The organism is Niallia sp. FSL W8-0951 (assembly GCF_038006525.1).
Classification (GTDB): Bacteria; Bacillota; Bacilli; order Bacillales; family Cytobacillaceae; genus Niallia; species Niallia circulans.
The window spans coordinates 386,242-403,099 of the sequence record NZ_JBBOVK010000002.1 but is presented as its reverse complement, the minus strand read 5'-3'; the positions used below and the strand labels follow the sequence as shown (position 1 = coordinate 403,099).

Genomic DNA, 16,858 nt, shown 5'->3' with positions numbered 1-16,858 from the left:
ATATAGTTTATATCAGTAAAATTAATATCCTAAGGAGTATGTAGATATGAATAAATCAAGAAAAAGCATCTTTTCAAAAAAGTGGTTAATCATACTTTTTGGGGTACTCATTATTCTCTTATTTATCCCGACCCCTTATTATTTAAATCAACCAGGCTCAATTGAAGCACTTGCATCAAAAGTGACGGTAGAGAATGGTACGAAGTCTGAAAAGGGAAGTCTGAATCTAACAACAGTTTATTCGATTAAAGCAAATAACCCCTATATCTATCTATACGGATTGGTCGCACCACATACGGAAATCCGAAAGGAAGAAGAGGTTAAGGGGAATTTAAGTGATGATGAGTACAATAAGCTGCTGCTTCATATGATGGATACATCAAAGCAAAATGCGATTATCGCTAGTCTGCATGCAGCAGGGAAAAAGGTAGAGTTTACTTATAACGGTATTTTCGTTGCTCAAGTATTAGATAACTCTAAGGCAAAATCAATTATTCAAGTCGGAGATATTATTAAAAAAGTGGATGGAAAGGCATTTACTAAAAGCGAGAAGTTAATTGCTTATTTAAAAGAAAAGCAAGCAGGAGATATAGTCCACCTTGAATTTTTACATGGCAAGAAAAAGAAAGAAGCTGATGTAGAAGTAATTGAATTAGACAAAAAGACAGGGCAGGTTGGTATTGGGATTGCTCCAGAAGATAATATGACGATCCACCCTTCTATTGATGTAAAAATTAATAGTGAAAATATTGGAGGGCCTTCCGCCGGATTTATGTTTTCATTAGAAGTCTATAATCAAATTGTCAAAGAAGATTTAACAAGAGGCTACAAAATAGCCGGTACCGGAACGATGGATGCCGAAGGAAATGTGGGGCAAATTGGTGGAATCAAGCATAAAATCGTTGCGGCACATAAAGAAGATGTGGATATATTCTTCTATCCACGCGATATAACAGAATATGATACGAATGAAAAGGAAATTAAAGAACAAGTAAAAGAAGAGGGATATACCGATATTAAGATAGTTCCTGTTAGTACCTTAAAAGAGGCAATTGAGTATTTAGAAAAGCTACCAGAGAAGAAATAAATTTATGGGTTATTAGAAATCTCCTTACATAGTAGGGAGATTTTTCTTTTTATAAGAAAGGAGACAGGGAGATTCCTGTAAAATTCTAGCGTTTAGAAAAGCCTGAAATGGGAAAGTTATATATAAGAAATGAAAAGCACGTATAGTCGGTAAAACGGCATTTATAAGGAGGTTCACGATGTCAGAATTTTTCAGTGGTTTTTTTAATATTCTTTATGGAGCTTTCGGAGTTCCTCTACTTTTAATCGTTCTCATTATTCTTGTTATCGTTGTTTCACAAAGAAGACGAAAAAAGAAAATGAAGCAAGAAGACTGGATGGGGCATTCGTCAGTAGAGAAAATCGAAAAAGATAATAAAAAGAAGTAGCAAAGCACTTTCCTTCCTTTAGATGAAAAAAATTTGGCCATAAAATTCAAGTATAAGAAGAACCTGAACAATTATCCTTTTTTACATCTGGATACTTGTTCAGGTTTTGTAGGTTGTTTTGTAAAGTTTGATGCCAAAAAAGTCTGTTATCAATATCAATAAAGCTAGAAACTGAACTCACTGAATATTAAATCTTTAAGACCTTTTATCCGATGTTTGCTCACTGGTAAAGTTTCTTCAGAATCAATTAGAACCAGATTATATGAATTCATAAATTCATCTTTTTGAATTTTTTTAACTCTTTCTAGGTTGACTAAATAGGATTTATGGATACGATAAAATCCGTGCTTTGCTAATTTTGCTTCAAGAACTTCAAGTTTCTCATTACTTTCAATAAGTTCTCCAGTTGTAAGATGTATTGTGGTTTTTCGAATGGTTTTACCAATAAAGTTGATCTCATCCTTTTTAATTAATAAGTACCCAGTTGATGTCTTAACCCCTACCCGAAGGTCGTCTTTATTTACATAATTAACTCGCGTTAGTGTTTGGAATAATCTAAATACATCAACAGGCTTTACTATATAATCTAAGGGATAAAAATTATATGCATCCAATGCAAAGGATTTGTGATTACTGATGAAAACAATTTTTATATTTTTGTAATACTGATTGATATGTTCTGCTAGTTTAAATCCAGATTGAGATGCAATTTCTATATCTAATAATGCAATATCTACTTTATTCTCATTTAAAAAAATTGGAAGAGAATCACCATTTGTAGAGGTATATACTAAATTATATGGTGATTCTTTAAAAATATCTTTATATAGTTCTAATTGTATCGGGTCATCGTCTATAGCTATGATACTTAATTTAGACATTTTTATTCAGAATCATTCTTTTTGTCTTTACTAGGAAGTTCAGGTTCGTATGTAAACCAATACGATGCTAGAGTACCCTTTGAGGCCATAAAACCAACCTTACCTATAATTTTTGCTAGTACTTTCGTAAATAAGTTCATAAATAATCCACCTTTCTTGTAGTTTTTTTATCTAACCAATCGGTCATGTCATGATGCCATTTTGTGAGTGAAATCGATTGGAAGAGAACAGATAGCCAAATACTTGAGATAATACTTGATTTACCTATAGGTAATAATATCGTGAGGATGAACAGTGTTGTAATAAAAAATAATGAAATATGTTTGAATAACATTTTCTTATTGTCATTAAATAAAGCTCTAGTTTTATGTAAGACAGGAGCTTTTTTATTATAAATAAACATAGAAATTAAATAAATTATAAGGACAGCGATCATATTAAGAGCTAGAAAATGCTTGGTTGCTATCGAAAGTATAAGGATTAAAATAGTACTGTAGACCACACATTTTAAATAACTTTTAAAGTGTGCTCCTCCACCAAAAGTTCTAAGAAAAGCTCCTGTAAAAAGAGATACGGTGGCTTCAATAAAAACTCCAAATAAAACCGATAGTATTAGAATAACTGAAATTTGAATAGTTAATGAGATTATCCACTCTAGTCCGTATCGTATATACTCTTTATTATCTCTGTATTCTGGGGCATGTTTGATAACAAAATTAGTTACTTCATTACTAATTATATTAGGATTAACCATAAATTATTTCCTTTCTTTAGGTGGTATGAGGACAAACATACTTAAAGTTCGATTATTAAGTTCTGGATATATGTATCCGTTATATCTCTCTAAAGTCATCATAATATTGCTTAGTCCTAATCCATTTTCATAAGTAGTTTTTGTACTATAACCATCTTGAAATATGTTTTCCAAATCTAGCAGCTCTGGATTCACTTCATTTAACACTTCGACTATTAAGTACTGATTTTTGTAAAATTTAATGACTATTTCTCTAGAAGCTGTTTCGTTTGATTTTATAAATTCATATGCATTAGAAATTAAGTTTCCGATAACATTGTTAAATTCATAAACTGGCATAGGAATGAGTTCAAATGTATCGGAGATAAAAATATTAAAATTAATACCGTCTTTTTTTAAAATCTGTTTGTATTGAATAAGTAAACCGGCTATTGACATGTAATGTAAAGGTAGAGTTTCAGAAGTTGTCTGAAACTCTTCAGTGAGTTCACTCAGATAAGCTTTTAAATCATTTATTCTATTTAGATGGACTAGAGAATTGATAGTGTTAAGTTGAAAGATAAAGTCATGCCTTTGTGCTCGTATACTTCTTAGATAAAATTTTGCACTTTTCTCTTGCTCAGTTAATAATTTTTTTTCTGCTTTAATAGTGTTTAGATAAACTAAGTACCTTGTAAGATAAATAAATGCAATACTCGAGATAATTATTAAATAAGCAGAGGTAATCGAAATACCGTCATCTTGAATGACTTTAATTACAATTAACATGAATAACACAACAAATAGGGGGAAAATCCACCAAAACTTTGGGGTCTTAGCATGAGAAATGTCCTGGTTAGGTATAAGACTCCTCCTAAATGCTCTTAGAAATAATAATAGTAGAGTTAATAATGAACCGTTAACTAATCCAGAGATAAATCGTATTTGATTAAATGTTGAAGAGCCTGCAAAAAGTAGATCAAAAATAATAATATTTATCAATTGTACAATCAGTAGAAGGGTCATACTTAATAATAGGGATAATATTGAAAAAGTGAATTTCACTTTATATAGCTTGGATATAAGAAGAGCCAGAATTACTACAGCTAAAGGCAATTTAATAAAGGGATAACTTAGTGATAGTGTTAAAAATATGGCTGTTCCTAGACTTATAGAAAATAAATAAAGTATTTGTATTTTACTAAAATGAAATTTATTTAATAATTGTAGGGTTATTAAAAGCATTGGGATTGTTTCAAACAGAGCTCCAATAAAATCAATAAAAATCAATGTCTTCTTACACTCCTATAAGTAAGTATATAAAAGTTGGAAAAATTAGAAATCAAATAGCGAAAGTATTCGAGCCTATTTTTTATGATAATTCAAACAATTAAGCGTTTCCCATTTTACGTATTGCCCTTTTATGTACTCTAAATGTCCTAATATGCAGCTTTTTATCCCTTTTATAATTTTCGAGGTATTTATAAACCTGTTTCATTTTATAATGGAAAATATAGGATAAAAGGGTGGTGGTTTAAATACTAAAATACATTTCTATTTATTACGGAATAAAGAAATTTAAAAAAGTAAGGAACAAATAACCTCTGAAAAAAGGTTGTATGGATTGGATTTATTTTCCTATTCTCTAAATAACAATGTAACATCAAATTTAAAATAAATCAATTTTTTTACACAAATAGTAAATAATGTTCTCGGATACTTGATGACCTTATGTAAATATATTAGTACTGTTATAATCCATATGATTCCCAGGAATTAATTACTGATAATTAATTCTTAATATTCTGATATTAGGATACAGTGTTAAGTTTAGTACCTTTTAATACACAGATAGTATTAAATAAATTATAAACGCTGGTGATAAATTATGAATGCACAGTTTAAAAAAGGTGTACTAGAATTAATAGTCTTAATAATAATAAACAAAGAGGATGAATACGGTTATTCACTAATAAAGAAGATCTCGAATAAGATCGTTATATCGGAAGGTACTGTTTATCCGATTTTAAGAAGATTAGTTAAAGAAAAGTATGTCACGACATATCATGAAGAATCAAAAGAAGGACCATTTAGGAAATACTACAGAATTACAAAGGAAGGTATAGCTAAACTTGAATCCTTAAAGATGGAATGGAATGAGTTTTTCCTAACAATAAATCGTTTTGTCGAGGAGAATGATAAACTTGAACAAAAATAATTTTTTGAAACTACTCAAAAATAGTTTGAAGTTTATGTCTGAAAAAGAAAAGAAAGATATATTAGAAGAGTATAGCATGCATTTTACGGAGGGATTAAGTGAAAATAAAAGTGAAGAGGAAATTTCTAAAGAATTAGGTAATCCTGAAGAAATCGCTAAGGAATTAAACGCTGTTTATGCGATTAATAAGGTCGAAGAAAAGAAAAGTATAAGAAGTATGCTTACAGCAATGATGTCCATAATGGGTTTAAGTTTAATGAATTGCATTATTATTATAGTGAGTTTATTCTTTATGTTATTATTAACGCCATTTATATTGGCTTATGTCATTGGTGTGCCTATAATGATCCTATCTCCCATAATTTTAATAGTAATGGGATTTGTAGATGGTTCTACCATTGGACTTGGGGAAATTCTCGAGTCTATAAAAGGAGTTATTATAGGAGCCATTTTAGCCATCCTAGGGTATTATATAGGGAAGTCATTTATTAAATTATTTATTAAATATCTAAAATGGAACGCATCAATAGCAAGGGGGAAAAATGGATTATGAAAAAAATTTTTTTTAGTATCCTATTTCTCTTTATATTAAGCGCGTGTTCAAATGAAGAAAATATTGGCACCTCTGAAAACCAAATACCCGATACAAAGAATATAGAAATCCCTAGTATTATTTTTTCTTCTGACAAACAAAACAGTGTAATTGATGAAAAGGAAATGAAATCAAGTATAAAAATGTACCTAGACACTTATGAAGCATTACAGCTTGCTAGCTATCCATTTGAAGAAATGATCGATGAAGAAAAGGAATTGACTAAAAGTGAATTGGAGAAATTAGACCAAATTTACAGACTAACAAAAGAAAATGATGAAAATTTCTCTAATTATATTTCACAAAATACATTACCTGAAGGGTATCTAGAGGAGTCTGAAAGAATTAGCAGATATATTACAGGTGTAAATGAGATTATTTACGAAATAGATACAATGCTTAATCAACTTACAGACGACATAGAGAAAGAAGTTATTCCGACAGTAAACTTTGATTTAATAAATAAAAAAAGTGATGTAGTGAATGGAAGAGAACAGAAAAAAATAGAAGAGTTTCTCGAGAGGGAGAATATTGATACTAAAGCATTTGGGAAGAATTCACAAGGAAAAACAGAATAATTTTATAGATATAAAAAAAGATGTACCGAATTTATTTTCAGGTACATCTTTTTTTGTATGAGAAGTATTCCAGCTTAAGATTAACCTCGATATTTATACGGTAATTCCAAAGGGAAATGCGTGTAATGGCCGGGTTTTTTAGATGTTCTAGAAAGTGTGCTGCTGGGACTCAGTCTAGTTATTTCTTATTCACTATTATATATAGAATGATATTATCCTTAAAACATTACTATGAAAATAAAATATTGAATCTCTTATATTTTGGTAGTATTGTTTTTTTATACCAGTCAAAGGAATGAAGAATAATGTTTAAAGTATCTATGAATGAAAATCAAATAATGAACACAGGAATATTGAAAATAAAACAAAATAAAAACAAATTTATAAGTAATGCTTCACTAATTATGGGATTGAAATCTCCATTAGTTTGTACTGCTGCACATTGTGTTTTTGATTGGTATAAGCAAACAAATGCGAATGAGATAACCTTTATAACTTATGATAAACAAGAATATGAAGTGGAGGAAATCTACGTCAGTAAGGAGTGGGTTCAAAATGGAATAGTAGATTATGATACTGCTTTTCTCACTTTAAAAGAACCGCCTTTAGAAACAGACAATATAATTAAGCCTATATTTAATAACACCTCGAAAAAACAGCATGCATTAATACCTTACATACAGAAAAAATTTCTCCGGAAAAATAAAATCGAAATAATAAAAAACATAACATTTGAGGACTATATACACAATTCATCCTTGTTAGGAGTAAAAGGAAAAGCGGGAGTAGGTAGCTCAGGCAGCCCTTGGCTGTTAGAAAAAGGTCGTGATTACTTCCAATTTTCAAATACAAGTTTATCTTTTAATAGTGTTAAAGATATAGTGTGGGGCCCTTATTGGGGGGAACACATAGAAAATTTATATCTACATGCCAATAAAAAAGGGAACAACTTAGAAAGTATTAAAACCTATAAATTATAAAACTAGAAAGGAGGTGTGACTATGTCTAGAACGGATGTTTTATCTCTGCAAAGTTTAAGATATAAAAAGAACGATGAGCCGCCAATTGGTTCAAATGTCAGCGTTAACTGCAAAACACATAGTGGTTTAAGCCTTTTTTTCTGTGTAGTTCCTAGATAAGAAATTCAAAAAATTAAGCACAAATTAACTTGGTTAATTTGTGCTTATAATGAGGTGAACTAATGGATAATAGATATATAAAGTACATAAATGAAGGCTATTATTATAATGTTGCTAGTGAAAACAATCAAAGATTGCTCCATTTAGACTGCCCACCAGATAACTACATAGTAATTGATGGAGAACATTGGATAAATGTTTTGGAAAGAAACATTAAACTACCTAATCAGGGCTGGAAGATTCATATTAGTACGAATATGAAAGAGGCGCAAACAACTTTAGATATTGTATCTAAGTTAATGATAGAAAGAAATATATCATTTAAGTACGTAAAAAGTATTACAGAGCTACTAATGAAAGATTCCAAATATGGCGATAGAGGTTCTTCAGGAAAGTTTATTACAATATATCCTGTAAATACTAATCAATTTATCGAGTTATTAAGTTTACTAGAGAATAGCTTATCTCATTTAAAACCTGGCCCGTATATACTAAATGATAAAAGATGGTATGATTCTAACGTCTATTTTAGATACGGTGCCTTCGCGCCAAGATTTACATTTATAGATGGAGTAAAAGTCGATGCTATAGAAAATTTACAGGGTGAACTTATTGAAGATAAAAGGGTTCCTTATTATTATCTGCCTGACTTTGTAGAAGAGCCTCCAGAAATTATAGCCATGGACAAAGCAATGGATCAAAATGATACTTATTCACCCCTTGAAAATTATGATATTAAAGAGGCACTACATTTTAGTAATGGCGGTGGCGTATATATCTGTGAGAATAAATTACAAAACAATACAAAGGTCATTCTAAAAGAGGGAAGGCCTCATGCCGCGGTAGATGCACAAGGGCGTGATGCATTTTCTAGGATTGTAAACGAAAGTGAGATACTTGATAAATTAGAAAAAACAACATTCCCAGTTAAAAAAATAAGTTCCTTTCGTGCGTGGGAGCATTATTTCATCGAAGAAGAGTATATCGAAGGCGATTCACTGTCTGAGTGGCTAGTTAAGAACTACCCTTTCAGCTCTACCCTAAAAAATGAGTCTTACACTGAAGCATGTATAAATATTATTAATCAACTTATTGAGGCTATACATGAAATTCATGAGCATAATGTAGGAATGGGCGATTTACAGCCTGCAAATGTTATAGTCACTCCCGAAGAGAAAGTAAGATTAATAGATTTTGAAACAGCAAGCACAACAAATGATTCTCTTTCTGGATTAATGACTCCTGGTTATATAGGCCATCAAGAAATGAATAAAGAACAAAGTGATTGGTTTGCATTACTAAGGATAGCAAAACAGTTATTTGTACCAATTGGAAGTGTTCAAGATATTTCCTGGAATTTGGATACCATTCATAGTAAATGGGTGCAGGTTGTATTTGGAGAAAAAGCGACTAAAATAATTGACAAAGTTAAATCGCTGTGTGACTTCTATCAATCACGTCCTATGGACGAGTTATTGAGTACAAATGGCCAGTTAAAACAAGATTTTGATTTATCTATCTTAAAATTAAAATTACGGAATTCCATATTAAAAGACGTTAAAATGGAAGATAGACTTTTACCGGGAGATATTCGTCAATATGAAATGGAAGCAGGAATAATAAATGTATTGACCGGCGGCTTTGGTACGGCAATGGCTTTACATAGAACCGGTGGAATAAATCAAACAGTAAAAGATTGGATTGAAAAACAAGAAATCAATCAATTACTTCATTTAGAAAATGGCTTATTTACTGGAAAAATGGGAATTGCTGCAGTTTTATGGGAATTAGGTTATCAAGAAAAGGCAAAAGCCCTATTTGATTCAGACATTGATATTAAAAACATGGAAGATATTTCTCTTGCAGCAGGTTTAAGTGGGATTGGGTTGGCATACTTAGGACTTAGCTACGAATATGATAATCCTAGATATCTAGATATTTGTCTCTCTATTGGAGAGATATTAATAGATAAATTAAATTCTAATGCACCTATCATTACTTTTGATTACGACGTGGTTGATAAGGGAGTCATGACAAGTTGGTCAGGAGTTTCCCTGTATTTTACTGCATTATATAAAAAAACAAAGGATCAAAAGTGGCTGGAATTATCAGAAAAGGCATTAGAAAAGGACTTGAAATTAGGGGTATTTGATGACGATGGCTTGTATCATATAGATGATGATTTTAGGATTTTACCATATCTCGCTGGTGGAGGAAGTGGACTGGCTATTCCTATAATTGAATTAGAGCTGAATGCAGACATAAAGAAATGGGATAAGGAAATTGATGGAATTTGCAAAATTTCGAAAAGTAAATGTTTTTATAACGCTGGATTATTTCAGGGAACCACTGGTATTTTAGCTATTGCAAATCTCTTAGAGCAATACACCAATAAAAACAGTTTAGTCAGCTCAGCTTTATTTACCCTTAATCTACATTTATTAGAGAATGATGACTGTATATTTGTTCCTGGGGATTCATGCTTTAGACTTTCTGGCGATATTATGTCTGGTTCTGCTGGCCTACTGTTAGTAATAAACGATATTTTAGAGAATAGAAACTACTCCTGGTTACCAATACTCAACTTAGAAAAGGTATTTAATTCTTCGATCTTAATAGGGGAAAATTCGCAAAGGAAGGTAGAACTATCCTTCTCTGGTAATTAATTGACTCTCGTGATGTAAAATATATCATTTTATGTAAATAAAAGGATTCAAAGATGATGAGGAAAATTATTTATTATAGGAGGTGATAAAAATGAAAAACGTTCTTGGTTTACAAAAAATAGGTAAGAAAGAACGGAAAAATGGAGATGTATTAAAGTCATCTGTGAGTTTAGGCTGTTCTCCATCAAGTAATACTAGCTGGTTCTTTTGTTAATTCTTAAAAAATACTATTAAGAAAGAAGGAATGGGAAATGAACAAAGTGTTATCTTTGCAAAAACAAGCTGTATCAAAAGACGTACAACTAAAAGCAAAATCACTTGCGAGTATTCAATGTAAAGGAAGTAGCAACGCAAGCTGGTTCTTCTGTTAATTCTACAAAATACTATTAAGAAAGAAGGAATGAGAAATGAACAAGGTATTATCTTTACAAAAAGAAGCTGTATCAAAAGATGTACAACTAAAAGCAAAATCCTCTAAAAGCATTCAATGCAAAGGAAGTAGTCACGCAAGCTGGTTCTTCTGTTAATTCTTAAAAAAACTATTAAGAAAGAAGGAATGAAAAATGAACAAAGTATTGTCATTACAAAAACAAGCTGTATCAAAAGACGTTCAATTAAAAGCGAAATCACTTGCAAGTATTCAATGTAAAGGAAGCAGCAACGCAAGCTGGTTCTTCTGCTAATTCTACAAAATACTATTAAGAAAGAAGGAATGAGAAATGAACAAAGTATTATCTTTACAAAAAGAAGCTATATCAAAAGATGTACAACTAAAAGCAAAATCCTCTAAAAGCGTTCAATGTAAAGGAAGTAGTCATGCAAGCTGGTTCTTCTGTTAATTCTTAAAAATACTATTAAGAAAGAAGGAATGAGAAATGAACAAGGTATTATCTTTACAAAAAGAAGCGGTATCAAAAGATGTACAACTAAAAGCAAAATCCTCTAAAAGCATTCAATGTAAAGGAAGTAGTCACGCAAGCTGGTTCTTCTGTTAATTCTTAAAAAAACTATTAAGAAAGAAGGAATGAGAAATGAACAAGGTGTTATCTTTACAAAAAGAAGTTATATCAAAAGATGTACAACTAAAAGCAAAGTCCCTAGCAAGTATTCAATGTAAAGGAAGCAGCAACGCAAGCTGGTTCTTCTGTTAAGACTAGTAAATGATTTCTGTAAAAGACAATAAAGTTTGGTCAATCAAGCTTTATTGTCTTAATTAATGAGGTGAATCTTAATTGAATGCGTATAAAATGCTCCTATTAGCAATTAATGATACAAAGAAGAAATTACTTTTGGTCACAATTATAATTGCATCTATTTTATTTACAGCAGCAACTTTATTTTTCCCACTTTTGGTAAAGGATATTGTTGATGAATTTTCAATGAATGAGATTAGCCTATGGATGGTTGGAGGTTTAGTTTTATTCTTAGTAATAAAATCTATAATTGAAGCAGTTAATCAGTACATAATATCTAAATTTGGTAACATGGTAATTCGCGATTTACAAAAAAATATCTACAATAAGGTTATTTATTTTAAAGTTGATTTTTTTGATGATTACCACAGCGGAGAATTATCAAGTAGAATCGTAAATGATACAGAAATTGTTAAAGATTTAATCACATATCACATCCCTAAATTAGTTACGGGAATTATAATGATACTTGGTGGATTAGCATTAACAATTATCCTCGATTGGAAACTAACGGTTGTGGTACTAATAATTGCTCCATTTATATTTGGGATTATATTTCCTCTGATGAGGAGAATGGAGAACACTGGGGATAGACAACAAAAAGAAACTTCTGTTTTTATTTCAAAAACGCAAGAGACTTTTAAAAATATAAAGATGGTGAAGGCTTCAACGGCTGAAAAACAGGAAAAAACATTAATGTTTAAGTGTATTGATAGACTATACAATGCTAACTTATATGAAAGTAAAATTTTTGCTATAGTAGCTCCTTTAGTGAATTTTTTACTTATTCTAGGCTTATTAATAGTGGTAGGATATGGGGCATATAGAATCTCAGTAGGAACATTAACTATAAGTACATTAATTGCGTTTGTAATCTATGCCTTTCAAATGATGACCCCAATGAGTTCCATTAGTGGATTTATTGGAGAGTACCATAAAGCTAATGGTGCAATTAAAAGTTTAAATAATATAATGAATAATAACGAAGTTGAATACACTGGTAATACAGAGTATAAATTTCTACATGAATTATCCTTTAATCAAATTACTTTTGGGTACAAAGATAAACCTATGCTTAGTGATATCAGCTTTACTATTAAACGAGGGGAGTCTCTAACGATTGTTGGTCCTTCAGGATCTGGGAAAACAACTTTAATTAACCTATTGGAGAAGTTTTATCATCCAGAAAGTGGTTCCATAACAATAGACAATATCAATATCAGTCATTTGAACACATATGAACTTCGAAAAAACATTGGGATAGTAAGCCAAGGTTCCTCCTTAATTAGCGGTACCATTTTAGATAATTTGCTATATGGTCTTGATGAAGACCAAATTGATGAATCAAAAATAAGAGAGGCTTTAAGGTATGCGAATTTACAAGAGTTTGTTGATAGACAGAAGGACAAACTTAATACAAATATAGGGGAGAGTGGCGACAAATTATCAGGGGGAGAAAAACAAAGATTAAATATAGCTAGGCTATTTTTGAAGAACCCGGATATAATTTTATTGGACGAACCTACCTCAAACTTAGATATAGAATCTAGAAATTTAGTATTGGAATCAATAAACAAACTTACTAAAGATAAGACAGTGATTAAAGTAACTCATAACCTAGAAGAAGTAAAACCAGGTGACAATGTATTATTCATTGAAGATGGAGAAATTGTATGTGAAGGTTCCCATGAAAGAATGAGTGAGATGAATAAAAGATATAAAGAGTTTATTTCTACAGCTGCGGTGTAGTTTGTAGTTTTGGGATTACAGTAAGTAGATTAAATGTTTATCTACTTACTGTTTTTTAGTGTTGATTTTGTGCTATTCGAACATTTTTTCCACGATCTATTCTTCCTTTTTCTTAAGCAATTTTTGCTTAATCCTTAAACTTCTAAGAGATTACTCACCTGCCATATCACCGTTATTGGCATACTAACACTGTCTTTTTCGTTCTGCCATAGCTCTTGCCCATTCCATTTGGAACAATATAAAAAAATTATCATCATTAGCAGAGGGACGCTCGGACTCTTTTTTTCTCGTTAAGTACTAGTTGGTTGTATTTATTCGTGTAATTCCCATAATCAACGACAACCTCCATGATGTTTTGAAAAACCCCCTTTCATTTCCATAAGTTAGTTTCCAGGGAATAATTTCTTATTTGATTGGGGAGTTGTAGCTTCTACTCGGGATAGATGGAAAGAATAGGAAGGATGAATAGCGGTTATTTTCCAAAGAGTATGTTCCTTTAAAATCTAAGGGTCTATTGCTATTATCCTGGAATAATCCCCACTCTGTTAAAGGAGAAAGTGAACTAGGTAAAAAGACGGAGAGGATAAATAAAAAACAGGGAAGAAAGGTACGATGGACACTAGAGGATGAGGAGAAGAATCAGTAATCTTAAATATAATAGTACCTAGATTTAAAGAGGGAATATACTGCGCTTTCGCTTATATCACGAAGAAATACCCAACCATTCAGAACGATTACTTAGCCTGTTATTATATTGTAAAGAGATTGAATCGGTTTCGAAATCCATGAAATAATCTGATTTGCTACAATGAAGGATAGCCTACATAAGACATAATGATGACGGATGAGCATAAATATATTATTTAGAATGATAAAAAACCACTCTAAATGAATAGCAGGGGGAAGTTATGACATTAGAAAAAAAACTAATTGAAAAAACGTATTATGAAGGATACTTACAGGATAGAGACGAGTCGCCAATTGAAGTTTTAGGCCAATTATATATAGCGGAACAAAGAAAGAATGTTCCAGATCTAACCTCCATCCGTTTCGCACAAGGTGAATTATATTTTCAGTACCATGACTATGAAGCGGCAATTTTTAAATGGGAGAATATTAGTAATGAATTAGAGCCATGGGCAAAGAAGAATCTAGCAGATGCATACTTGGAATTAGAGGAATATTCAACAGCGGAAAGTTTTTATAAATCTGTTGTGACAGATTCAGAGCTTTTACAAACAGAAATATCTTTGCAACTATTTTCTTTATATTTTCAAAAAGGGAATCATGAAATGGCATTGGGGATTATTAATAATCTAGTTCTTACTAATCCAGACTATGCGAATATACCAACTATCGCAAAATCATATTATGAAGAACAGCAAAATTGGGAAAAGGCAGTAGAGCTTGCTGTTAAGGAAGGAAAAAGAACAGATGGATTAAAATGGTATGAAGCATTAATTCATTATAGCAACTTAGGAGTGATTCAGCAGTTTGAGCCTGCATACTTTATAGAAAGCTTAAAAAATCTTCAAGAGTTAGACTTTGCTACTTTTGAGAGATTATCTATATCATTATGGAAAAACTATGAAGACACAGCCTATTATCTAACATGGGTAACGGTATTTAATAGCATTTATGAACCTGTTCCTTGCGAAGGAGAAGAAGGATTGGCGCATATTTTGGAAGGTGCGTACGCTCATTTAATTGATGGCAGTTATTCGATTAAGGAAGTGGAAGAAATTGTTCCGGCTCTTTTATCCAATTACTTCTTATCTTCAATTGGACAACAGACTGTATCGGCAGCATCGGCAGTTTTAGCTTGGAATGAAATGTTTAAACATTCGATGGATCAATCTGTTGTATCAAAAGCAGAGATGGTTATTAATGAAACAACAGAAACAAATATATCATTCCAGCAATTTATGAACTTATTTGAATCTATTATCGAGTGGGCAGATAAGCATGATATTCCATTAGATAAGAAGTTTGCCCAAAAGGTACACGATTTTCTTCCATCGAATCATTATCAGTTATTAATGGTAGGATCTGCTGGCAGCGGTGTAAATGCCTATATTAATGAGCTAGTAGGAGAGACTGTTTTAGCAGAAGATACAAATGCGATTTTAACGATAAAGGATAATGACTATCTAGAAATAAACGAAGTAACCAATTCTGGCTTAAAATTAATTGATACACTCACGAATTTTTATGAAGAATTGCTTGTTCAACAGGAGAGTCCGAGAGTGTTCCAGTTAGATACTCCTTCTCATTATTTAAACCAAAATAGATGGACGGTTACCACTGCTCCTTTTGTAGAAGATGCATCTTACGCAGATTATGCTATGCTTGCTGACAGTCTCTTATTTGTTATTAATGAGCGATCTGTTTTTTCTTATACGGAATATGAACAATTAAAGCAATGGAAGGAAAAATCGCCATTTTTAACACTGCAATTTTTAATTTATATCGATGATTTAGATAATGAAAAAGTAGCATCCAAGCGTTTACAAAAGGCGATGTCTGCAATTCAGCATTATTTTCCAGATAGCAAAATCTTTATTTATTCCAAGCAAGAGGAGAGAGAAGCTCAGCTAGATGAAATTAGCCGTTATTATTACCACCATTTTGCAGCTAGAAAGATGAATGAAGAACGATTGCAAAGCTGTATTTCTATCATTCAAGATTTAATTACTAATCTATTGGATAAACGATTGGATATGGAAGATAGTTTAAAAGCATCACTCCAGCTTTATGAGGAAATGGTCAGCAAGCTGACTGGAGCTAAAAACCAACTGATTGATATGGAAGCCTCTAAAAGTGAGTTAATAACAAAGCAGTTTGATGAAATAAAAATAGAAACGCAAGAAGCAATTAAAAAGGAAATTCCAGCTATTTTAAAAGGATGTAAGGATATTATAAAAGAAGATAGTGATTATAGTAAAATGCATATCTCTCTAAATAAAGAGATGAATAAACGAGTAAACGAGTACTTAAATGAAACATTATCGCCGAAAATTCATCGAAGTATTGAAGAATGGATTCAAGCAGCTCATAAACAATTAGAGGATGGCCAACTATTCCTTAATGAGCTAAGCAAAGGCTTCAATGGAATTTACAAGGAGCATCCAATAGAGCTATCTTGTGATTTTGTGATTATAGAAGATTGGAAAAGAGATGCACGCCGGTTATCAAGCGGACTTCGCATCGAACCATTAAATATTTTCAATCGTTTTAATGCATCCCAAGTATTTTTGAAGAGTGCTGGGAAGCTGCTTGGTGCAATTCAGCAAAATAACAAAATGCTTCAATCAAGATATCAAAAGTATCTGGAAACAGAGGATTTTTCTGATGTGGCAGCATCTGTTTCGACAGCAGTATTGCAGCATTTTGATTTCTATGAAAAGGGATTGGAAAATGATATTAAAATGTTCTTTGTCCGTCCAAAAAGGACATTAGAGCAATTTGCTGAGGAAAAATCAAAAGATATCGTAGAATATAAGAATTTATTAGACCGATTAAAGAATAATCCAGAATTGTTCCATGACCCATTGAAGTTATTCGAACTACGCCTCTTGCAGTATGACTGGCTTGCCAATACTACCAAGCCAGCAACAACATGGACGTAAGCCATATAAAAAGGGAGGAGAATAGT

The 16,858-nt window shown here is 31.6% G+C and carries 21 protein-coding genes; 17 read left to right on the top strand and 4 right to left on the bottom strand.

Translation table 11 applies throughout. From position 1 onward, the window contains the following. Positions 1–46 precede the first annotated feature (46 nt). Positions 47–1,087 (top strand): SepM family pheromone-processing serine protease, encoded by a 1,041-nt coding sequence (locus tag NSS71_RS21915; RefSeq protein WP_047941787.1) that lies wholly within the window; start codon positions 47–49, stop codon positions 1,085–1,087. Positions 1,088–1,265: 178 nt separating this feature from the next. Beyond that, the gene (locus NSS71_RS21910; RefSeq protein WP_047941786.1) at positions 1,266–1,454 is read left to right on the top strand and encodes a hypothetical protein; all 189 of its coding nucleotides are present in this window, start codon (positions 1,266–1,268) and stop codon (positions 1,452–1,454) included. 164 nt (positions 1,455–1,618) lie between these two features. On the opposite strand, the gene NSS71_RS21905 is transcribed toward NSS71_RS21910, so the two are convergent. Genes NSS71_RS21905 through NSS71_RS21890 form a run of 4 tightly spaced genes read right to left on the bottom strand, consistent with a single transcriptional unit; the run spans position 1,619 to position 4,358 of the window. Then, on the bottom strand, positions 1,619–2,335 hold the full coding sequence (locus NSS71_RS21905) for a LytR/AlgR family response regulator transcription factor (protein ID WP_047941785.1): 717 nt from the start codon (positions 2,333–2,335) through the stop codon (positions 1,619–1,621). Between the two features lie 2 nt (positions 2,336–2,337). After that, complete coding sequence (locus NSS71_RS21900; RefSeq protein ID WP_082138300.1) at positions 2,338–2,475, bottom strand: cyclic lactone autoinducer peptide; 138 nt, start codon at positions 2,473–2,475, stop codon at positions 2,338–2,340. Then, on the bottom strand, positions 2,472–3,089 hold the full coding sequence (locus tag NSS71_RS21895; protein ID WP_095322589.1) for an accessory gene regulator ArgB-like protein: 618 nt from the start codon (positions 3,087–3,089) through the stop codon (positions 2,472–2,474). Before NSS71_RS21895 ends, NSS71_RS21900 begins: the two co-directional genes overlap by 4 nt. A 3-nt stretch (positions 3,090–3,092) precedes the next feature. After that, complete coding sequence (locus NSS71_RS21890; RefSeq protein WP_251687928.1) at positions 3,093–4,358, bottom strand: sensor histidine kinase; 1,266 nt, start codon at positions 4,356–4,358, stop codon at positions 3,093–3,095. Positions 4,359–4,956: 598 nt separating this feature from the next. Here NSS71_RS21890 and NSS71_RS21885 point away from each other — a divergent pair. The 15 genes from NSS71_RS21885 (at position 4,957) to NSS71_RS21815 (ending at position 16,832) form a co-directional block, all read left to right on the top strand. Continuing rightward, positions 4,957–5,286 (top strand): PadR family transcriptional regulator, encoded by a 330-nt coding sequence (locus NSS71_RS21885; RefSeq protein WP_047941782.1) that lies wholly within the window; start codon positions 4,957–4,959, stop codon positions 5,284–5,286. Next, positions 5,264–5,839 carry an HAAS signaling domain-containing protein gene (locus NSS71_RS21880; protein WP_095259380.1) on the top strand — a complete coding sequence of 192 codons (576 nt, stop codon included), beginning with the start codon at positions 5,264–5,266 and terminating at the stop codon, positions 5,837–5,839. The genes NSS71_RS21885 and NSS71_RS21880 overlap by 23 nt, the downstream gene beginning before the upstream one ends. Next, positions 5,836–6,456, top strand: coding sequence for an NDxxF motif lipoprotein (locus NSS71_RS21875; RefSeq protein ID WP_341152038.1), 621 nt, complete (start codon positions 5,836–5,838; stop codon positions 6,454–6,456). Before NSS71_RS21880 ends, NSS71_RS21875 begins: the two co-directional genes overlap by 4 nt. A gap of 305 nt (positions 6,457–6,761) precedes the next feature. Then, positions 6,762–7,436, top strand: a complete 675-nt coding sequence (locus NSS71_RS21870) for a trypsin-like serine peptidase (RefSeq protein WP_341152037.1) — start codon at positions 6,762–6,764, stop codon at positions 7,434–7,436. Positions 7,437–7,457: 21 nt separating this feature from the next. Then, complete coding sequence (locus NSS71_RS21865; protein ID WP_123258863.1) at positions 7,458–7,595, top strand: class III lanthipeptide; 138 nt, start codon at positions 7,458–7,460, stop codon at positions 7,593–7,595. A gap of 62 nt (positions 7,596–7,657) precedes the next feature. Next, the gene (gene lanKC / locus NSS71_RS21860; protein WP_144580207.1) at positions 7,658–10,261 is read left to right on the top strand and encodes a class III lanthionine synthetase LanKC; all 2,604 of its coding nucleotides are present in this window, start codon (positions 7,658–7,660) and stop codon (positions 10,259–10,261) included. A gap of 91 nt (positions 10,262–10,352) precedes the next feature. After that, positions 10,353–10,475, top strand: a complete 123-nt coding sequence (locus tag NSS71_RS21855) for a class III lanthipeptide (protein ID WP_201781393.1) — start codon at positions 10,353–10,355, stop codon at positions 10,473–10,475. A gap of 37 nt (positions 10,476–10,512) precedes the next feature. After that, a complete protein-coding gene (locus NSS71_RS21850) occupies positions 10,513–10,632 on the top strand; it encodes a class III lanthipeptide (protein WP_201781392.1) in 120 nt (39 codons plus the stop codon). Between the two features lie 36 nt (positions 10,633–10,668). Beyond that, positions 10,669–10,788, top strand: coding sequence for a class III lanthipeptide (locus NSS71_RS21845; RefSeq protein ID WP_201781389.1), 120 nt, complete (start codon positions 10,669–10,671; stop codon positions 10,786–10,788). Between the two features lie 36 nt (positions 10,789–10,824). Beyond that, entirely contained in the window at positions 10,825–10,944 is a 120-nt protein-coding gene (locus tag NSS71_RS21840; RefSeq protein WP_201781392.1) for a class III lanthipeptide, read from the top strand. Between the two features lie 36 nt (positions 10,945–10,980). After that, the gene (locus tag NSS71_RS21835) at positions 10,981–11,100 is read left to right on the top strand and encodes a class III lanthipeptide (protein ID WP_201781390.1); all 120 of its coding nucleotides are present in this window, start codon (positions 10,981–10,983) and stop codon (positions 11,098–11,100) included. Positions 11,101–11,136: 36 nt separating this feature from the next. Beyond that, positions 11,137–11,256 (top strand): class III lanthipeptide, encoded by a 120-nt coding sequence (locus NSS71_RS21830; RefSeq protein ID WP_201781389.1) that lies wholly within the window; start codon positions 11,137–11,139, stop codon positions 11,254–11,256. Between the two features lie 36 nt (positions 11,257–11,292). Further along, complete coding sequence (locus NSS71_RS21825) at positions 11,293–11,412, top strand: class III lanthipeptide (protein WP_201781388.1); 120 nt, start codon at positions 11,293–11,295, stop codon at positions 11,410–11,412. 81 nt (positions 11,413–11,493) lie between these two features. Continuing rightward, a complete protein-coding gene (locus NSS71_RS21820) occupies positions 11,494–13,203 on the top strand; it encodes an ABC transporter ATP-binding protein (RefSeq protein ID WP_341152036.1) in 1,710 nt (569 codons plus the stop codon). 908 nt (positions 13,204–14,111) lie between these two features. After that, positions 14,112–16,832: a tetratricopeptide repeat protein gene (locus tag NSS71_RS21815; protein WP_095322584.1), complete on the top strand. Its 2,721-nt coding sequence runs from the start codon at positions 14,112–14,114 to the stop codon at positions 16,830–16,832. The last annotated feature ends 26 nt before the right edge of the window (positions 16,833–16,858 follow it).

Bases quoted from the DNA above. Each gene is read 5' to 3' on its own strand.
- NSS71_RS21915 (WP_047941787.1), top strand. From the start codon at position 47: ATGAATAAATCAAGAAAAAGCATCTTTTCAAAAAAGTGGTTAATCATA.
- NSS71_RS21910 (WP_047941786.1), top strand. From the start codon at position 1,266: ATGTCAGAATTTTTCAGTGGTTTTTTTAATATTCTTTATGGAGCTTTC.
- NSS71_RS21905 (WP_047941785.1), bottom strand. From the start codon at position 2,335: ATGTCTAAATTAAGTATCATAGCTATAGACGATGACCCGATACAATTA.
- NSS71_RS21900 (WP_082138300.1), bottom strand. From the start codon at position 2,475: ATGAACTTATTTACGAAAGTACTAGCAAAAATTATAGGTAAGGTTGGT.
- NSS71_RS21895 (WP_095322589.1), bottom strand. From the start codon at position 3,089: ATGGTTAATCCTAATATAATTAGTAATGAAGTAACTAATTTTGTTATC.
- NSS71_RS21885 (WP_047941782.1), top strand. From the start codon at position 4,957: ATGAATGCACAGTTTAAAAAAGGTGTACTAGAATTAATAGTCTTAATA.
- NSS71_RS21880 (WP_095259380.1), top strand. From the start codon at position 5,264: ATGATAAACTTGAACAAAAATAATTTTTTGAAACTACTCAAAAATAGT.
- NSS71_RS21875 (WP_341152038.1), top strand. From the start codon at position 5,836: ATGAAAAAAATTTTTTTTAGTATCCTATTTCTCTTTATATTAAGCGCG.
- NSS71_RS21870 (WP_341152037.1), top strand. From the start codon at position 6,762: ATGTTTAAAGTATCTATGAATGAAAATCAAATAATGAACACAGGAATA.
- NSS71_RS21865 (WP_123258863.1), top strand. From the start codon at position 7,458: ATGTCTAGAACGGATGTTTTATCTCTGCAAAGTTTAAGATATAAAAAG.
- lanKC (WP_144580207.1), top strand. From the start codon at position 7,658: ATGGATAATAGATATATAAAGTACATAAATGAAGGCTATTATTATAAT.
- NSS71_RS21855 (WP_201781393.1), top strand. From the start codon at position 10,353: ATGAAAAACGTTCTTGGTTTACAAAAAATAGGTAAGAAAGAACGGAAA.
- NSS71_RS21850 (WP_201781392.1), top strand. From the start codon at position 10,513: ATGAACAAAGTGTTATCTTTGCAAAAACAAGCTGTATCAAAAGACGTA.
- NSS71_RS21845 (WP_201781389.1), top strand. From the start codon at position 10,669: ATGAACAAGGTATTATCTTTACAAAAAGAAGCTGTATCAAAAGATGTA.
- NSS71_RS21840 (WP_201781392.1), top strand. From the start codon at position 10,825: ATGAACAAAGTATTGTCATTACAAAAACAAGCTGTATCAAAAGACGTT.
- NSS71_RS21835 (WP_201781390.1), top strand. From the start codon at position 10,981: ATGAACAAAGTATTATCTTTACAAAAAGAAGCTATATCAAAAGATGTA.
- NSS71_RS21830 (WP_201781389.1), top strand. From the start codon at position 11,137: ATGAACAAGGTATTATCTTTACAAAAAGAAGCGGTATCAAAAGATGTA.
- NSS71_RS21825 (WP_201781388.1), top strand. From the start codon at position 11,293: ATGAACAAGGTGTTATCTTTACAAAAAGAAGTTATATCAAAAGATGTA.
- NSS71_RS21815 (WP_095322584.1), top strand. From the start codon at position 14,112: ATGACATTAGAAAAAAAACTAATTGAAAAAACGTATTATGAAGGATAC.